At 63.4% G+C, this 17550-nt stretch carries 13 protein-coding genes and 3 rRNA genes; 7 read left to right on the top strand and 9 right to left on the bottom strand.

What is annotated here, in order from left to right; translation table 11 throughout:
• Positions 1-20: 20 nt before the first annotated feature.
• Positions 21-692: an endonuclease NucS gene (gene nucS, locus C1737_RS00645; protein ID WP_067923010.1), complete on the bottom strand. Its 672-nt coding sequence runs from the start codon at positions 690-692 to the stop codon at positions 21-23.
• A gap of 45 nt (positions 693-737) precedes the next feature.
• Here nucS and C1737_RS00640 point away from each other — a divergent pair, with 45 nt between their 5' ends.
• The 6 genes from C1737_RS00640 to C1737_RS00625 all read left to right on the top strand — a co-directional run bounded on the left by C1737_RS00640 (position 738) and on the right by C1737_RS00625 (position 6751).
• The gene (locus tag C1737_RS00640; protein WP_068098282.1) at positions 738-2354 is read left to right on the top strand and encodes an adenylate/guanylate cyclase domain-containing protein; all 1617 of its coding nucleotides are present in this window, start codon (positions 738-740) and stop codon (positions 2352-2354) included.
• Between the two features lie 70 nt (positions 2355-2424).
• Entirely contained in the window at positions 2425-2805 is a 381-nt protein-coding gene (locus C1737_RS26525) for a hypothetical protein (protein ID WP_142393404.1), read from the top strand.
• Positions 2806-3125: 320 nt separating this feature from the next.
• Entirely contained in the window at positions 3126-4526 is a 1401-nt protein-coding gene (locus C1737_RS00635) for an OFA family MFS transporter (protein ID WP_233214604.1), read from the top strand.
• Positions 4523-4660, top strand: coding sequence for a hypothetical protein (locus tag C1737_RS26805; RefSeq protein WP_197516436.1), 138 nt, complete (start codon positions 4523-4525; stop codon positions 4658-4660). The genes C1737_RS00635 and C1737_RS26805 overlap by 4 nt, the downstream gene beginning before the upstream one ends.
• A gap of 91 nt (positions 4661-4751) precedes the next feature.
• Positions 4752-6251: a DNA-3-methyladenine glycosylase 2 family protein gene (locus C1737_RS00630; RefSeq protein WP_067923003.1), complete on the top strand. Its 1500-nt coding sequence runs from the start codon at positions 4752-4754 to the stop codon at positions 6249-6251.
• Positions 6248-6751, top strand: a complete 504-nt coding sequence (locus C1737_RS00625) for a methylated-DNA--[protein]-cysteine S-methyltransferase (protein ID WP_102416944.1) — start codon at positions 6248-6250, stop codon at positions 6749-6751. The genes C1737_RS00630 and C1737_RS00625 overlap by 4 nt, the downstream gene beginning before the upstream one ends.
• A gap of 58 nt (positions 6752-6809) precedes the next feature.
• On the opposite strand, the gene rrf is transcribed toward C1737_RS00625, so the two are convergent.
• From rrf to murA, 4 genes are all read right to left on the bottom strand, one after another.
• A 5S ribosomal RNA gene (rrf, locus tag C1737_RS00620) occupies positions 6810-6922 on the bottom strand.
• A 90-nt stretch (positions 6923-7012) separates the two neighbouring features.
• A 23S ribosomal RNA gene (locus C1737_RS00615) occupies positions 7013-10111 on the bottom strand.
• 282 nt (positions 10112-10393) lie between these two features.
• A 16S ribosomal RNA gene (locus C1737_RS00610) occupies positions 10394-11913 on the bottom strand.
• The 16S, 23S and 5S rRNA genes sit together here, the layout of an rRNA operon.
• 366 nt (positions 11914-12279) lie before the next feature.
• A complete protein-coding gene (gene murA / locus C1737_RS00605) occupies positions 12280-13533 on the bottom strand; it encodes a UDP-N-acetylglucosamine 1-carboxyvinyltransferase (protein ID WP_067924781.1) in 1254 nt (417 codons plus the stop codon).
• Between the two features lie 158 nt (positions 13534-13691).
• On the opposite strand from murA, the gene C1737_RS00600 reads away from it, so the two are divergent.
• Positions 13692-14288: a cob(I)yrinic acid a,c-diamide adenosyltransferase gene (locus tag C1737_RS00600; RefSeq protein ID WP_068098284.1), complete on the top strand. Its 597-nt coding sequence runs from the start codon at positions 13692-13694 to the stop codon at positions 14286-14288.
• 15 nt (positions 14289-14303) lie between these two features.
• On the opposite strand, the gene C1737_RS00595 is transcribed toward C1737_RS00600, so the two are convergent.
• The 4 genes from C1737_RS00595 to C1737_RS00580 are packed head-to-tail and all read right to left on the bottom strand — an operon-like array spanning position 14304 to position 17548.
• Positions 14304-14747 (bottom strand): DUF2550 domain-containing protein, encoded by a 444-nt coding sequence (locus tag C1737_RS00595; RefSeq protein ID WP_067924787.1) that lies wholly within the window; start codon positions 14745-14747, stop codon positions 14304-14306.
• A gap of 6 nt (positions 14748-14753) precedes the next feature.
• Complete coding sequence (locus tag C1737_RS00590) at positions 14754-15119, bottom strand: F0F1 ATP synthase subunit epsilon (protein WP_067924789.1); 366 nt, start codon at positions 15117-15119, stop codon at positions 14754-14756.
• 35 nt (positions 15120-15154) lie between these two features.
• Positions 15155-16621, bottom strand: coding sequence for a F0F1 ATP synthase subunit beta (gene atpD, locus C1737_RS00585; protein WP_068098285.1), 1467 nt, complete (start codon positions 16619-16621; stop codon positions 15155-15157).
• Between the two features lie 21 nt (positions 16622-16642).
• Positions 16643-17548: a F0F1 ATP synthase subunit gamma gene (locus C1737_RS00580; protein WP_068098286.1), complete on the bottom strand. Its 906-nt coding sequence runs from the start codon at positions 17546-17548 to the stop codon at positions 16643-16645.
• Positions 17549-17550: the final 2 nt, after the last annotated feature.

Genomic DNA, 17550 nt, shown 5'->3' with positions numbered 1-17550 from the left:
CGCCAGCCTAGCCGCGAGGCTCAAAACAGCCGGTATTCGTCGCTGTCCATTCCGCGCATCTTGTCGTAATCCAATGTGATGCAACGGATCCCCCGGTCGGTGGCGAGCGTGCGCGCTTGCGGCTTGATCTGCTGGGCCGCGAACACCCCCTTCACCGGTGCCAGCACGCTGTCGCGATTGAGCAACTCGAGGTAGCGGGTGAGCTGCTCGACGCCGTCGATCTCCCCCCGCCGCTTGATCTCCACCGCGACGGAACCGCCCTGCTCGTCACGGCAGAGCAGGTCGACCGGCCCGATCGCGGTCATGTATTCGCGACGAACCAGCGTGTAACCCTCGCCGAGCAGTTGCACGTGCTCGGCGAGCAACGCCTGCAGGTGGGCTTCGACGCCGTCCTTGACCAAACCGGGGTCAACGCCGAGGTCGTGGCTGGAGTCGTGCTCGACCACCTCGACCGTGATGCGCAACTGTTCGCCGGCCTTGTTCTGTACCACCCACACGGGCGCCGGATCACCGGCCTCCTCGCTGAGCCAGCAGGGCGGACTCATCCAGTTCAGCGGCTTGTAGGCGCGGTCGTCGGCGTGCACGCTGACCGAGCCGTCCGCCTTGAACAACAGCAACCTGCGCGCCGACGGAAGATGCGCGGTCAGCCGGCCGACGTAGTCCACAGTGCACTGGGCTATGACTAGACGCACCCGACTCACCTTAGAGCGTGGCCGACAAATTAGGCTGACGCCACCATGTCGGCCAACCAGAGCTTGGCAAAACGCATCGGCCGGGTGCTCGAGACGGTCACCCGTCAGAGCGGCCGGCTACCGGAGACCCCGGCGTACGGCTCCCTGCTGCTGGGCCGAGTCACCGAGAGCCAGCGACGGCGCCGCATCCGCATCCAGCTCATCCTGACCGTGCTGGTCCTTGGCGCCAACCTGATCGGTATCGTGGTGGCGCTGCTGCTGGTGATAGTCGCCATCCCGCAGCCAAGCATCTTCCACGACGCGCCTGCCTGGATTACGTTCGGGGTCTCACCGGCCTACATCGTGTTGGCCCTGGCGGTGGGCACCTATTGGATCACCCGCCGGACGGTGTTCTCGCTGCGCTGGGCGATCGAGGAGCGCTCGCCGAACGCGGAAGACGAGCGCAACACCTTCCTGGCCCCATGGCGGATCGCCCGCTTCGACCTCATCCTGTGGGGTGTCGGCGCGGTGGTCTACACAATGCTCTACGGCCTGGTCAACACGCTGTTCATCCCGCGGTTTCTCATCGCGGTGGGCATCTGCGGCATCTTGGTGGCCACCGCCAGCTATCTGATCGCCGAGTTCGCCCTGCGCCCCGTCGCAGCGCAGGCACTGGAGGCGGGGCCACCGCCACGACGTTTCTCGGCCGGGATCATGGGCCGGACGATGGTGGTCTGGTTCCTCGGGTCCGGCCTGCCCGTGCTCGGCATCGCCTTTCTCGCGGGCTTCCAGGCCCTGATGCGGAACCTGACCGAGACCGAGTTCGCGGTCGGCGTGTTGATCGTGTCGATGGCCACGGTGATCTTCGGTTGCCTCTTGATGTGGATCCTGGCCTGGCTCACCGCAACTCCGGTGCGCGTGGTCCGTACGGCATTGCGCCGCGTAGAGCGCGGTGATCTGCGGGGCGATCTCGTCGTTTTCGACGGCACCGAACTCGGTGAGCTCCAACGCGGTTTCAACGCGATGGTCGACGGGCTGCGCGAGCGCGAACGCGTCCGCGACCTCTTCGGACGGCACGTCGGGCGCGAGGTCGCCCTCGCCGCCGAACGCGAGCGGCCGCAGCTGGGCGGCGAAGAACGCCATGTCGCAGTCGTATTCATCGACATCGTCAGGTCTACCCAACTGGTGACCAGCCGGCCTCCGGCCGAAGTCGTTTCGGTGCTCAACCAATTTTTTGGCATCGTCGTCGAGGAAGTGGACCGACACTGCGGGCTGGTCAACAAGTTCGAAGGCGACGCGACGCTGGCCATCTTCGGAGCCCCCAATCATCTGGACCGTCCGGAAGACGAGGCGCTGGCCACCGCGCGCGCCATCGCCGAGCGGCTCGACAACGAAATGCCCGAGTGCCAGGCCGGTATCGGTGTGGCGGCGGGGCAAGTGGTCGCCGGCAACGTCGGCGCCAGGGAACGCTTCGAGTACACCGTGATCGGGGGGCCGGTCAACGAGGCGGCCCGCCTGTGCGAGCTGGCCAAGTCACACCCCGGCCGGCTGCTTGCGACGGCCGGCGCGCTGGAGGGCGCGAGCGAGAAGGAACGCGCCCGTTGGAGTTTGGGTGAGACCGTGACGCTTCGCGGACACGAGCGCCCCACCCGGTTGGCTTCGCCCGCCGACTCGCCTGCGTGACGCGATTGATTTTCGGCCCGAGTGGGTAACGGGATTAAGGACATCGCCCCTCATAGAGATTGGTGTTGACATGCCCGGTAGTACAACAGCCCGCCGTGTTTCCCTCGCCGCGGGCGTCGCGGCGGCCATCGCCTTGAGTTCGCTGACAGCGGGTTGCGGCTCGAGCAACAACAACAAGAATCCGACGACGTCGACGGTCACCACCACGGTCACGACGCCGACCAGCGTCACCACGACCCCCCCGGCCGCGACCACTACTGCCGCCCCGGGTGGCGGGGGGCCCGAGACCGGGCCCGGCGGTGCCACGACCGCCGGACCGGGTGGGTCCGGCGCCGGCGCCGGACCCGGCGGGGCCAGCGCGGGTGTGCCGGGCGCGGGGGCGTCTGCCGGCCCCGGCGGCGCGGGCGCCTGCGCCGGTGGCGTCTGCGTCGGGACCCCTCCCAGCCCGTAGGCCTCACGCGCTATGACGCCTGTCCCACCGGCGTCATAGCGCCATGGCGCAAGGCGGTGCCCGCGTAGGGCCTACGCGGGCACCCACGCACCACTCACGTCGTAGATCTGCGTCTGCGGTGCTCGTCCGGACAGGCCTCGTTCGCCCGCGCATACCACAAGAGCCGATGTAGTGCATCTTGGCGGCGCGCCAAAACCCTTCCGGGTCAATACATTTCCTCTATTGAGCGATAGAAGATCGTGCATTGACCCGCAGATCCACCCGCAACGATAGTTGCGACGGGCCAAGGCGTCGGCCGGGCGACCTGAGAAGGGTGCATCGTGACAACCAATGGACTGCTGGACCGTGCGAGGATCGTCGCAAGGCCGGGATGGAGCCGCTGGCTGGTTCCCCCCGCCGCGCTGTCGATCCATCTGGCCATCGGCTCGGTTTACGCGTGGAGCGTCTTCAAGATCCCGCTGGAGAAATCGCTACATGTCTCCGGTACGGCCAGCGCCATGCCCTTCACCATCGGCATCGTGATGCTGGGAGTGTCGGCTGCGGCTTTCGGCACCCGCGTCGACCACTACGGGCCCCGCTGGGCGATGTTCGTTGCCACCGTCTGCTTCTGCGGCGGGCTGCTGATTGCGGGATTGGGAGTTTCGGTCCGTCAGTACTGGATCGTCTTGTTGGGCTATGGCGTGGTTGGTGGCGTCGGGCTGGGTATCGGCTACATCTCTCCGGTGTCCACGTTGATCAAGTGGTTCCCCGACCGCCCGGGCATGGCCACCGGCCTGGCAATCATGGGCTTCGGCGGCGGAGCGCTGATCGCGTCGCCGTGGACCAACAGCCTTCTCGCCGCGTTCGGAAGAAACAGCAGTGCGGGTGTCGCCAAGACCTTCCTGGTGATGGGCTGCACCTACGCGGTGTTCATGTCGATGGGGTGCGTGCTGATCCGGGTGCCCGCACCCGGATGGGCGCCCAACGGCTGGAAACCCAAGCCGGACAAGACCGTATCGTCGGCCAGCGTCGCCGGCGTGGCGGCGGCGAACGCGATCAAGACGCCCCAGTTCTGGCTCTTGTGGGCGGTGCTGTGTTTCAACGTGACCGCCGGGATCGGCATTCTGGAGAAGGCGTCACCGATCTACCAGGACTTCTTTCCGGCCGCTCCCAGTGCGGCCGTGCTGGCTTCCGCGGCCGCCGGGTACGTCGCGCTGCTTTCGCTGGCCAATATGCTCGGCCGCATCGGCTGGTCATCGTTGTCGGACCTGGTGGGCCGCAAGGCGATCTACCGGCTCTATCTGGGCGGCGGCGCCCTTCTGTATCTGACGCTGCTCCTGACGACCAACTCCAACAAAATTGTGTTCCTGCTGTGCACGCTGCTGATCCTGTCGTTCTACGGCGCGGGGTTCTCGACGGTTCCTGCTTACCTGCGTGACCTGTTCGGCGTCTTCGAGGTCGGTGCCATCCACGGCAGGTTGTTGACCGCGTGGTCGGTTGCGGGCGTGTTGGGCCCACTCACCGTCAACGCGATTGCGGACTCGCAGAAGGCGGCCGGCAAACACGGCCCGGAGCTGTACGTCGTGTCATTCGCGGTGATGATCGCCCTGTTGGTTCTCGGCGTGGTTTGCAACGAGCTGATCAGGCCGGTAGCCGAGAAACATTACCGGGAAGCATGGTCCGACGACACCTCGTCGGCAGCCGAGACGACGTCCCCCCGACAGCCCGAAAGGCAACCATGACCACACCGACGGCGGACACTCCCGGCCGGCGCGTCAGTCTCGTCCTCATACTCCCCTGGCTGTGGGTGGCCGTCCCGTTCGCGTACGGGGTCTGGCAGCTCTGCACCAAGATCACCCAGCTATTCAGCGTCTGACCACCCGAGGCGCGCCCGGGCCGCCAGCGCCCCGCACTACAATGTCGTTTTTCCGCCAGTTTTGTCAGTCGGTGGGTGTAAGTCTTGAAGCGTGCATGACGACTTCGAACGTTGCTACCGCGCCGTCCAGTCCAAGGACGCCCGGTTCGACGGCTGGTTCGTCACGGCGGTCCTGACCACCCGCATCTATTGCCGCCCCAGCTGCCCGGTGCGGCCGCCGTTCGCCCGCAACGTGCGGTTCTACCCGACCGCGGCGGCCGCTCAGCGCGCGGGGTTCCGGGCCTGCAAACGGTGCCGCCCCGACGCGTCGCCGGGTTCACCGGAATGGAACGTACGCGGCGACGTCGTCGCGCGGACGATGCGGCTCATCGCCGACGGCACGGTGGACCGCGAGGGTGTCGGCGGTCTGGCAGCCCACCTCGGCTATACCACCCGCCAGCTGGAGCGGCTGTTGCAGGCCGAAGTGGGCGCCGGCCCGCTCGCGCTGGCCCGCGCCCAGCGAGCGCAGACCGCTCGCCTGCTGATCGAGACCACGGCTTTGCCGTTCGGCGACGTCGCCTTCGCGTCGGGGTTTTCCAGCATCCGCCAGTTCAACGACACAGTGCGCCTGGTGTTCGAGAACACGCCGACGGAACTGCGCCGGCTGGCAGCCGCCCGGCCCGGGTCGGGCGCCGCTTCGGCGGGAACGGTGTGCCTTCGCCTGCCGGTTCGCACCCCGTTCGCCTACGAGGGAGTCTTCGGCCACTTGGCCGCCAGCACAGTGCCCGGTTGTGAGGAAGTTCGCGATGGCGCCTATCGACGCACCCTTCGCCTGCCGGTCGGCAGCGCCGTCGTCACGCTGACACCGGCCGTCGATCACGTCCGCTGCGTGCTCGCGCTCGACGACTTTCGCGACCTCACAACGGCGATCGCCCGCTGCCGGCGGCTGCTCGATCTCGACGCCGATCCCGAAGCGGTGGACGAGGCGCTCGCCGGTGACCCCGGCCTGCGTCCCGCGATCGTAAAGGCACCCGGACAACGCATCCCCCGCACTGTCGACGAGGCCGAGCTGGCCGTGCGCGCGGTTCTGGGCCAACAGGTCTCGACCAAAGCGGCGAGCACGCACGCCGGCCGCCTGGTCGCCGCCTACGGGCACCCGATCGCGGACCCGGACGGCGGGTTGACGCATACTTTCCCGTCGGTGGAGCAGCTCGCCGAGATCGACCCGGTCCACTTGGCGGTCCCCAAAGCCCGCCAACGGACCCTGAGCGCATTGGTCGCCGGCCTCGCCGACGGCAGTATCGTCCTGGACAGCGGGAGCGACTGGGAAGCCTCCCGCAGGCAATTGCTGGATCTGCCCGGGGTAGGCCCCTGGACCGCAGAGGTGATTGCCATGCGCGGTCTCGGTGACCCAGATGCCTTCCCCGCCACCGACCTTGGCCTTCGCTCGGCCGCCAGACAGCTGGGCTTGCCGACGGACGAAGGGGCGCTGGTCACGCATGGCACCCGCTGGCGCCCCTGGCGCTCGTACGCCACCCAGTACCTTTGGACCACCCTCGAGCATCCGGTTAACCAATGGCCACCACAGGAGCCCCAAAAGGAGACAGCATGATCGAGTACCGCACCATCGAAAGCCCGGTCGGGCCGCTGACGTTGGCGGGACAGGACTCCGTTTTGACCGTGCTTCGGATGGTCGACCAGACCTACGAACCGAGCCGGACCGGCTGGACACCGAACCCGGCCGCATTCCAAGAGGCCACCGAGCAACTCGACGCCTACTTTGCCGGCGAGCTGACCGACTTCGATTTCGAATTCGAGCTCCGCGGCTCCGATTTCCAGCGGCGAGTGTGGTCGGCGCTACAAACAATTCCATATGGCGAAACGAGGTCGTACGGAAAGATTGCGGACCAGATCGGAGCTCCCGGCTCCGCACGGGCGGTGGGGTTGGCCAACGGCCACAACCCCATTGCGATTGTCGTTCCCTGCCATCGAGTGATCGGCGCCAACGGCAGCCTCACCGGTTACGGCGGCGGCCTCGAGCGAAAGCAAACGTTGCTCGGGTTGGAGAGAAAACACGCATCCGCGAATGCGACTTTGACATTGTTCGACTAGAAATCGCCGGCGCCGTAAATGCAAAAACACCCCCGTCGCCGGGGGTGTTTTTGTGTATGTTCGGCGGTGTCCTACTTTTCCACCCGCATGGGCAGTATCATCGGCGCTGACAGGCTTAGCTTCCGGGTTCGGAATGGGACCGGGCGTTTCCCTGTCGCTGTGGCCGCCGTAACTCTATTTAAATTTGGTTTCGGTGGGGGGTGTGGTGTCCAAGTTTCCGCGGCTATTGCCGCTGGAAATGGAAAGTGGTTGCGATTGTGTGTTGGTAAGTTTTCGGCCGGTTAGTGCCAGTTCCCTGCACTCATTGCTGAGCTTCCAGGTCTGGCCTATCGATCCCGTGGTCTGCGGGGGGCCTTATCCCTCTAAAAGGGTGAGAAACCTGATCTTGGAGAAGGTTTCCCGCTTAGATGCTTTCAGCGGTTATCCTGTCCGAACGTGGCTATCCAGCGGTGCCCCTGGTGGGACAACTGGTATACCAGAGGTTCGTCCGTCCCGGTCCTCTCGTACTAGGGACAGGTTTCCTCAAGTTTCTGACGCGCGCGGCGGATAGAGACCGAACTGTCTCACGACGTTCTAAACCCAGCTCGCGTGCCGCTTTAATGGGCGAACAGCCCAACCCTTGGGACCTGCTCCAGCCCCAGGATGCGACGAGCCGACATCGAGGTGCCAAACCATCCCGTCGATATGGACTCTTGGGGAAGATCAGCCTGTTATCCCCGGGGTACCTTTTATCCGTTGAGCGACACCCCTTCCACTCGGGGGTGCCGGATCACTAGTCCCGACTTTCGTCCCTGCTTGACTTGTAAGTCTCGCAGTCAAGCTCCCTTGTGCACTTACACTCAACACCTGATTGCCGTCCAGGTTGAGGGAACCTTTGGGCGCCTCCGTTACATTTTAGGAGGCAACCGCCCCAGTTAAACTACCCGCCAGGCACTGTCCGTGAACCCGATAAGGCTTCGACGTTAGGTGTCCAATACGATCAGAGTGGTATTTCAACAACGACTCCGCCCCAACTGGCGTTGAGGTTTCACAGTCTCCCACCTATCCTACACAAACCGTACCGAACACCAATACCAAGTTGTAGTGAAGGTCCCGGGGTCTTTTCGTCCTGCCGCGCGTAACGAGCATCTTTACTCGTAGTGCAATTTCGCCGAGTCTATGGTTGAGACAGTTGGGAAGTCGTTACGCCATTCGTGCAGGTCGGAACTTACCCGACAAGGAATTTCGCTACCTTAGGATGGTTATAGTTACCACCGCCGTTTACTGGGGCTTAAATTCTCCGCTTCACCTTACGGTTAACGGGTCCTCTTAACCTTCCAGCACCGGGCAGGCGTCAGTCCGTATACATCGTCTTGCGACTTCGCACGGACCTGTGTTTTTAGTAAACAGTCGCTACCCACTGGTTTCTGCGGCCGAATCCCGCTCCCACCGCAAGGGTGTTCACAGTATTTCGGCCCCCCTTCTCCCGAAGTTACGGGGGCATTTTGCCGAGTTCCTTAACCATAGTTATCTCGTACGCCTTGGTATGCTCTACCTGACCACCTGTGTCGGTTTGGGGTACGGGCCGTGTGTGTGCTCGCTAGAGGCTTTTCTTGGCAGCAGAGGATCACCGAATTCGCCTCAATCGGCTATGCATCACCTCTCAGGATTAATGAGCGACGGATTTACCTATCGCTCTCCCTACGGGCTTGCCCCAGTATTACCACTGACTGGTACGGCTACCTTCCTGCGTCACCCCATTGCTTGACTACTACCAGCGAAGGTCCCACGCAGCCGGCGATCCTCGCACCCCGAAGGGATTGATAGACCACCATTTGGGTGGTTAGTACCGCTGATTCGTCAGGGACGCCCACACACGGGTACGGGAATATCAACCCGTTGTCCATCGACTACGCCTGTCGGCCTCGCCTTAGGTCCCGACTCACCCTGGGCGGACTGGCCTGGCCCAGGAACCCTTGGTCTTACGGCGGGCAAGGTTCTCACTTGCCTTATCGCTACTCATGCCTGCATTCTCACTCCCCCAAACTCCACCACACGGTTACCCGGTAGCTTCGCTGCATGGGGGACGCTCCCCTACCCAACCTTACGGTTGCCGCGGCTTCGGCGGTGTGCTTGAGCCCCGCTACATTATCGGCGCACAATCACTTGACCAGTGAGCTATTACGCACTCTTTCAAGGGTGGCTGCTTCTAAGCCAACCTCCTGGTTGTCTCTGCGACTGCACATCCTTTTCCACTTAGCACACGCTTAGGGGCCTTAGCCGGCGATCTGGGCTGTTTCCCTCTCGACGCACGGAGCTTATCCCCCGCCGTCTCACTGCCACGCTATACACCACGGCATTCGGAGTTTGGCTGACGTCAGTAACCTAGTAGGGCCCATCGGCCATCCAGTAGCTCTACCTCCGTGGTGAAACACGTAACGCTGCACCTAAATGCATTTCGGGGAGAACCAGCTATCACGGAGTTTGATTGGCCTTTCACCCCTACCCACAGCTCATCCCCTCAGTCTTCAACCTAAGTGGGTTCGGGCCTCCACGCGGTCTTACCCGCGCTTCACCCTGGCCATGGGTAGATCACTCCGCTTCGGGTCCAGAACACGCCACTACACCCCAAAGGGGATGCGCCCTATTCAGACTCGCTTTCGCTGCGGCTACCCCGCACGGGTTAACCTCGCGACGTGTCCCTGACTCGCAGGCTCATTCTTCAAAAGGCACGCCATCACCCCACAAGGAGGCTCTGACGGCTTGTAGGCACACGGTTTCAGGTACTATTTCACTCCCCTCCCGGGGTACTTTTCACCATTCCCTCACGGTACTAATCCGCTATCGGTCATCGAGAAGTATTTAGGCTTACCGGGTGGTCCCGGCAGATTCACAGCAGATTCCACGGGCCCGCTGCTACTCGGGTGTTGATACAAGGTAGGTGCCGGGTTTTCGCGTACCGGGCTTTCACCGTCTACGGCGGGCCGTCCCAGGCCACTTCCGCTAACCACGACACTTTCTGACTACCCCTCAGCCAGGTAGAGCTGAGACATATCAATCCCACAACCCCGCACACACAACCCCTACCCGGTTATCCATGCATGCGGTTTAGCCTGTTCCGCGTTCGCTCGCCACTACTAACGGAATCACAATTGTTTTCTTCTCCTACGGGTACTGAGATGTTTCACTTCCCCGCGTTACCTCCCGCACCCTATATATTCAGATGCGGGTAACACGACATCACTCGTGCTGGGTTTCCCCATTCGGAAATCCTCGGATCAATGCTCGGTTGACAGCTCCCCGAGGCATATCGCAGCCTCCCACGTCCTTCATCGGCTCTCGATGCCAAGGCATCCACCATGCGCCCTTAAACACTTACTTACACACAAAAACCAAAGAAGAAATTACACATTTCAACGAACACGCGACCGTTGCCGGCAACGCATCCGTTTAGATGCTCGCAACCACTATCCAATACTCAAACACCACACCCCACCACCAAGATGGAGGGACACCACACGGACTGGCCGAGTGTTGTCTCAGGGCCCAATAGTGTGTCTGGCAATCATTTGCTGTTGTGCACCCGGATCCCGCCCACTACAGGCGGAAACCCCTCACGGCTCGCACCCCACCAATTGGAGTGCTTTTCGTGGTGCTCCTTAGAAAGGAGGTGATCCAGCCGCACCTTCCGGTACGGCTACCTTGTTACGACTTCGTCCCAATCGCCGATCCCACCTTCGACAGCTCCCTCCCAAAGGGTTAGGCCACTGGCTTCGGGTGTTACCGACTTTCATGACGTGACGGGCGGTGTGTACAAGGCCCGGGAACGTATTCACCGCAGCGTTGCTGATCTGCGATTACTAGCGACTCCGACTTCACGGGGTCGAGTTGCAGACCCCGATCCGAACTGAGACCGGCTTTAAAAGGATTCGCTTAACCTTACGGCATCGCAGCCCTTTGTACCGGCCATTGTAGCATGTGTGAAGCCCTGGACATAAGGGGCATGATGACTTGACGTCATCCCCACCTTCCTCCGAGTTGACCCCGGCAGTCTCTCACGAGTCCCCGGCATTACCCGCTGGCAACATGAGACAAGGGTTGCGCTCGTTGCGGGACTTAACCCAACATCTCACGACACGAGCTGACGACAGCCATGCACCACCTGCACACAGGCCACAAGGGAACGCCTATCTCTAGACGCGTCCTGTGCATGTCAAACCCAGGTAAGGTTCTTCGCGTTGCATCGAATTAATCCACATGCTCCGCCGCTTGTGCGGGCCCCCGTCAATTCCTTTGAGTTTTAGCCTTGCGGCCGTACTCCCCAGGCGGGGTACTTAATGCGTTAGCTACGGCACGGATCCCAAGGAAGGAAACCCACACCTAGTACCCACCGTTTACGGCGTGGACTACCAGGGTATCTAATCCTGTTCGCTCCCCACGCTTTCGCTCCTCAGCGTCAGTTACTGCCCAGAGACCCGCCTTCGCCACCGGTGTTCCTCCTGATATCTGCGCATTCCACCGCTACACCAGGAATTCCAGTCTCCCCTGCAGTACTCTAGTCTGCCCGTATCGCCCGCACGCCGAGGGTTAAGCCCCCGGTTTTCACGAACAACGCGACAAACCACCTACGAGCTCTTTACGCCCAGTAATTCCGGACAACGCTCGCACCCTACGTATTACCGCGGCTGCTGGCACGTAGTTGGCCGGTGCTTCTTCTGCAGGTACCGTCACTTGCGCTTCGTCCCTGCTGAAAGAGGTTTACAACCCGAAGGCCGTCATCCCCCACGCGGCGTCGCTGCATCAGGCTTGCGCCCATTGTGCAATATTCCCCACTGCTGCCTCCCGTAGGAGTCTGGGCCGTATCTCAGTCCCAGTGTGGCCGGACACCCTCTCAGGCCGGCTACCCGTCGTCGCCTTGGTAGGCCATCACCCCACCAACAAGCTGATAGGCCGCGGGCCCATCCCACACCGCAAAAGCTTTCCACCACAAGGCATGCGCCAAGTGGTCCTATCCGGTATTAGACCCAGTTTCCCAGGCTTATCCCGAAGTGCAGGGCAGATTGCCCACGTGTTACTCACCCGTTCGCCACTCGAGTACCCCCGAAGGGGCCTTTCCGTTCGACTTGCATGTGTTAAGCACGCCGCCAGCGTTCGTCCTGAGCCAGGATCAAACTCTCCAAACAAAATCTCCTCGCGAATGAGGTGAATTCAGATCAGAGAAAATCTGACCTAACAAAAAGACACCAAATAACTGGCATCAAAAGTTGCCATACCCACACACGGGGAGTGCTAGGTATGGCCAAAAACAACAACAAATAAAAAGACCAAACACACTATTGAGTTCTCAAACAACACTTGTTTCGCCCGTTTTGGGGCAACCCTGCCAGCTTAATACAAGTCCGGCAGCGAAGTCAACTCCCAGTTTTGGTCTTCCGGAGACCGTTTCGGGAGCAGCCGTGCAAGGCTAGTACCAATCCAGCGAGGGAGTCAAGGGCCCGGGGTGTCGGCCGCCTGGTGTGGCGACCGCCCCTGTGGGGCACTGACTTTGGTTACTCTACCCGCTCGATCTCCGCTCCCAAAATCGCCAGGTTCTCCACGAACAACGGGTAGCCCCGATCGATGTGGAAGACGTCGTGGACCTCGGTGTCACCGTCGGCGACGAGCCCCGCCAAAACCAGCCCCGCACCGGCCCGAATGTCCGAACACCACACCGGGGCGCTCGACAATTGCGGCAGGCCTCGCACGACTGCGTGGTGACCATCGGTGCGGGCGTCCGCGCCCAGCCGGATCATCTCTTCGACAAAGCGGAAACGGGCCTCGAAAACGTTCTCCGTGATCATCGAGGTGCCGTCGGCGATCGACGCCAGGGCGATCGCCATCGGCTGCAGATCCGTCGGGAACCCGGGGAACGGCAGGGTCGCCACGTTGACGGCCTTGGGCCGTTCGTACTGGGTGATCCGAAAGCTGTTGTCCGTCTGGGTGACGGTCGCGCCGGCGTCGTGCAGCTTGTGCAGCACCACCTGGAGGTGGGCCGGGTCGACGCCGGTCACCGAGATGTCTCCACGGGTCATCGCGGCGGCGATGCCCCAGGTGGCGGCAACGATGCGATCCCCGATCACCCGGTGCTCGGTCGGGTAGAGCCGTGGGACTCCGGTGATGGTCATGGTCGACGAGCCGGCACCTTCGACCTGCGCGCCCATCTGGTTCAACATGGTGCACAGGTCCACGACGTCGGGTTCGCGCGCCGCATTGTGGATCGTGGTGACGCCCTCGGCCAGCACGGCGGCCATCAGGATGTTCTCGGTGGCCCCCACCGAGGGAAACTCGAGCTGGATCTCCGCGCCGCGCAAGGTGTCGGCGTGGGCGACGACGCAACCGTGTTCGATGTTGCACTGGGCGCCCAGCTGCCGCAGGCCCGCCTGATGCATGTCCAGCGGACGGGAACCGATCGCGTCACCGCCCGGCAGCGCCACCCTGGCCCGCTTGCACCGGCCGACCAGCGGCCCGAGCACGCAGACCGACGCCCGGAACTGTCGCACCGCCGCGAAGTCGGCGTCGTATTTCGGCTCGTCGGGTGAGGTGATGCGGGCGACGTCGCCGTCGAGTTCGACGGTGGCGCCCAGGCCGCGCAAGACCTCTGCCATCAACGGCACATCGAGGATGTCGGGGCAGTTGGTGATGGTGCTGGTGCCCTCGGCCAGCAGCGTTGCCGCCATCAGCTTGAGCACGCTGTTCTTGGCGCCCCCCACTGCGACTTCGCCGGACAACCGGTTGCCGCCGGTCACCACGAATCGCTCAGCCACCCGCGTCAGTCTAGTGAAGCGATATCGGGTTGTCAGTCAGCCCGCTTGGCGACGATGCGCTCCGCGGAGCGGAGTGAGGTGGGGGTGTCCCCAGCCGTGCAGCGACGAGGGGTCAGCCGAGGCTCGGCACCATCGCGAGCCGCAGTACCGTTTTGGTCATGGCGATACACCTGACCCGCATCTATACGCGAACCGGTGACGACGGCACGACGGGATTGAGTGATTTCTCGCGGGTCTCCAAGAACGACCCCCGACTGGTCGCCTACGCGGACTGCGACGAGGCCAACTCGGCGATCGGCGTCGCGATCGCCCTTGGTCAGCCCGACCAGGAGATCGCCGGTGTGTTGCGGCAGATCCAGAACGACCTGTTCGACGCCGGCGCAGACCTGTCGACACCGGTGGTGGAGAACCCCGAATATCCAGCCCTGCGGGTCACCCAGCCCTACATCGACCGGCTCGAGGGCTGGTGTGACAAATATAACGAGAACCTGACTGCGCTGAATTCCTTTGTGCTGCCGGGCGGTTCGCCGCTGTCGGCGCTGTTGCACGTCGCCCGCACCATCGTCCGCCGGGCGGAACGCTCGGCCTGGGCGGCGGTCGAGGCCGCGCCGCAGCAGGTCAACGTCCTCCCGGCGAAGTACTTGAACCGCCTGTCGGATCTGCTCTTCATCCTGGCGCGCGCGGCCAATCCCGACGGTGACGTGCTGTGGAAGCCCGGGGGCCAACCCGGCGGCGACGCGCCACCTCCCAGTTAGCCTGCGGGGCAAGGCCTAAACGCTGCGGCGGCGAGCGCGCGGTGACGGGCGCGATTCCAGCCAGGACAGGAACGCGGTCAACGCGCCCTTGTCGAGCGCGATCTCATAACCGGTCCGACGATCCTGCGTCGTGTCGCGCAGCTCCAGCACAACGATCTCGTCGGTCATGATGTCGAATTCATCGCCGCGGGGTGCGCGGCGGGAGACGATCTCGACTCCCCTGCGGCTGAGTCGGCGATCGGGCCACAGCCGCAGGCTGGAGAGCCGGTAGAACGCGGCCTCACCGCCGCGGTAACGGATCACGCCGTGACGCCAGCCGTGACCCCCGACCGCGGGAATGTCTCGCATGATCCCCGCGGTGCCGCCCTGGCGCAGCTTCCACAACCGATAGCTCAACGCGACGACCGCGCCCGCCAGGACGACGACGAGCACGACCATGCCGATCATGGGCGCGCTCATCGGCGATTAGTCGATCGCGCCGACGGCGCGCAATCTGCCGCGCCCCCGCGCCGCGATGCGCGGGTCGTCGGACTCCGAATCCTCCCTGGCGGCGCTTTCGTCGATCTCCGACTCGAACGCGGCGGACTCGGCCAGAACGGTCACCGACTCCTCGGTGACCGACAGGAACCCACCTTCGATGGCGACGCGCAGATCGTCGTCACCCTCGCGTTCCACGCGCACCATCGCGTCGTCGACCAGCTGGGCGACGATCGGGATATGCCGGGGCATGATGCCGATTTCGCCGACGGTGGTGCGGGTGAACAAAAACGTTGCCTCACCCGACCAGATCTTGCGGTCTACGGCAACTATCTCAACGTTCAATTCGGCCATGCCACAGAGCCTTTCAGAGCCTTTCGGTCACGCCTTTAGGAATCCAACTTGGCGCCGAAGCTTTCGGCTTTCTTGGCCAAGTCGTCCAGGCCGCCGATCAAGAAGAACGCCTGTTCCGGGATGTGGTCGAAGTCGCCCTTGGTCAGGCGGTCGAACGCCTCGATGGTCTCCTTCACCGGCACCGTCGAACCCGGCTGCCCGGTGAACTGCTCGGCCGCCATCATGTTCTGCGACAGGAACCGCTCGATGCGCCGGGCGCGCTGGACCAGCTGCTTGTCCTCCTCGGACAGCTCGTCGATACCGAGGATCGCGATGATGTCTTGAAGGTCCTTGTAGCGCTGCAGGATTCGGATGACTTCCTGCGCCACCCGGTAATGCTCGTCACCGACCACGCTGGGGTCGAGGATCGTCGAGCTCGATGCCAGCGGGTCCACCGCGGGGAAGATGCCTTTGGAGAACACCGAGCGCGACAGCTCGGTGGTGGCGTCCAGGTGCGCGAACGTGGTCGCCGGCGCAGGGTCGGTGTAGTCGTCGGCGGGCACGTAAACCGCCTGCATCGAGGTGATCGAGCGGCCTCGCGTCGAGGTGATGCGCTCCTGCAGCTCACCCATCTCGTCGGCCAGCGTGGGCTGGTATCCCACCGCGGAAGGCATACGGCCGAGCAGCGTCGATACCTCCGACCCGGCCTGGGTGAACCGGAAGATGTTGTCGATGAACAGCAGCACGTCCTGGCCTGCCTCGTCGCGGAACCACTCGGCCATCGTCAGGGCGGACAGGGCCACGCGCATACGGGTGCCGGGCGGCTCGTCCATCTGACCGAACACCAGCGCGGTGTCCTTGAGCACGTCGGCTTCCTTGAGCTCGACCCAGAGGTCGTTGCCCTCACGGGTGCGCTCGCCCACGCCGGCGAAAACCGAAGTACCACCGAAGTTTCGGGCGATACGGTTGATCATCTCCTGGATGAGCACCGTCTTACCCACGCCGGCACCGCCGAACAGCGCGATCTTGCCGCCACGCACGTATGGCGTGAGCAGGTCGACGACCTTCAGACCGGTCTCGAGCATCTCGGTGCGGGGCTCGAGCTCTTCGAACGGCGGCGGCTTGCGGTGGATCGACCAGTGCTCGAAGTCCTCACCGTAGCCCGGCTCGTCCAGGCAGTCACCCAGCGCGTTGAAGACGTGACCCTTGACCTCCTGGCCGACCGGCACGGAGATCGGCTTGCCGCTGTCCGTCACCTCGACGCCGCGGACCAGCCCGTCGGTGGGCTGCAGCGAAATGGTGCGCACCAGGTTGTCGCCAAGGTGCTGTGCGACCTCCAGGGTGAGGGTCTTCTTGAGCTCCTCGAACGTGATCTCGGCGTTGAGCGCGTTGAACAGTTCAGGCACAGAACCGCGCGGGAACTCGACGTCGACCACGGGGCCGGTGATTCGCACCACGCGGCCGCTGGTCTCGGAGTTCGTGGCCTTCTCGGCCTTTTCTGTCGTTGCAGTAGTAGCAGCCATTTATTTTCTCTTCCTCGTGTGCTACTTAGCGTCGGCGAGCGCATTTGCGCCGCCGACGATTTCGCTGATCTCTTGGGTGATCTGGGCCTGGCGCTCGCGGTTGGCCATCAGCGTGAGCTCTTTGATCAGGTCGTCCGCGTTGTCGGTTGCCGACTTCATCGCTCGTTGGCGCGAAGCGAGCTCCGACGCCGCCGATTCGAGCAGCGCGGCGTAGACGCGGGTCGTCACGTAACGCGGCAGCAGCGACTCGAAAAGCGTTGTCGCGTCTGGCTCGAACGAATACAGGGTGCGCACTTCCGGCGGCTCCTCGACGTACTCGACCACCATGGGTGCGATCCGGTGAGCTACCGCCGCCTGCGACATCATCGACTTGAACTCCGAGTAGACGACGTGCAGTTCGTCGACGCCCTGGTCGTCCTGCGACTCGTCGCCCGTGCCCTTCATGAAGGCATCGACCAGGGTCGAAGCGATCTCGGCGGCGTTCTCGTACTGAGGTTGCTCGGAGAAGCCCGTCCACGAGTCGGTGATGTCCCAGTTGCGGAACTTGAAGTAGTTCAGCGCCTTCCGGCCGACCGTGTACACGACCGGCGTCTTGCCTTCCTCGCGCAGCAGGGAGAACAGCTCCTCAGACCGACGGAAGATGCTGGAGTTGTAGGCGCCGCAGAGACCACGGTCGGAAGACACCACCAAGACGCCGGCCCGCTTGGGTTCTTCCCGCTCGACCAACAGGGGGTGATCCAGTGCGGCTTCGGACGACAGCGTGGTGAGCATCGCCGTGATCTGAAATGCGTAGGGCCTGGCGGCTTGCAGCCGGGCCTGCGCCTTTCCGATGCGCGATGTCGCGATCATCTCCTGGGCCTTGGTGATCTTCTTGATCGACCCCGCCGAGCGGATCCGGCCGCGTAATTCGCGAAGTGTGGCAGCCATTG

The organism is Mycobacterium sp. 4858 (genome assembly GCF_900240975.1).
Lineage (GTDB): Bacteria > Actinomycetota > Actinomycetes > Mycobacteriales > Mycobacteriaceae > Mycobacterium.
This window is presented reverse-complemented; position numbering and strand designations above follow the sequence as displayed.

What these genes read in the sequence shown, in the direction of transcription:
- C1737_RS26805 (WP_197516436.1), top strand. Translation starts at nt 4,523, where the DNA reads ATGACCACACCGACGGCGGACACTCCCGGCCGGCGCGTCAGTCTCGTC.
- C1737_RS00595 (WP_067924787.1), bottom strand. Translation starts at nt 14,747, where the DNA reads ATGAGCGCGCCCATGATCGGCATGGTCGTGCTCGTCGTCGTCCTGGCG.
- C1737_RS00580 (WP_068098286.1), bottom strand. Translation starts at nt 17,548, where the DNA reads ATGGCTGCCACACTTCGCGAATTACGCGGCCGGATCCGCTCGGCGGGG.
- C1737_RS00640 (WP_068098282.1), top strand. Translation starts at nt 738, where the DNA reads ATGTCGGCCAACCAGAGCTTGGCAAAACGCATCGGCCGGGTGCTCGAG.
- C1737_RS00625 (WP_102416944.1), top strand. Translation starts at nt 6,248, where the DNA reads ATGATCGAGTACCGCACCATCGAAAGCCCGGTCGGGCCGCTGACGTTG.
- atpD (WP_068098285.1), bottom strand. Translation starts at nt 16,621, where the DNA reads ATGGCTGCTACTACTGCAACGACAGAAAAGGCCGAGAAGGCCACGAAC.
- C1737_RS00590 (WP_067924789.1), bottom strand. Translation starts at nt 15,119, where the DNA reads ATGGCCGAATTGAACGTTGAGATAGTTGCCGTAGACCGCAAGATCTGG.
- C1737_RS00600 (WP_068098284.1), top strand. Translation starts at nt 13,692, where the DNA reads ATGGCGATACACCTGACCCGCATCTATACGCGAACCGGTGACGACGGC.
- C1737_RS26525 (WP_142393404.1), top strand. Translation starts at nt 2,425, where the DNA reads ATGCCCGGTAGTACAACAGCCCGCCGTGTTTCCCTCGCCGCGGGCGTC.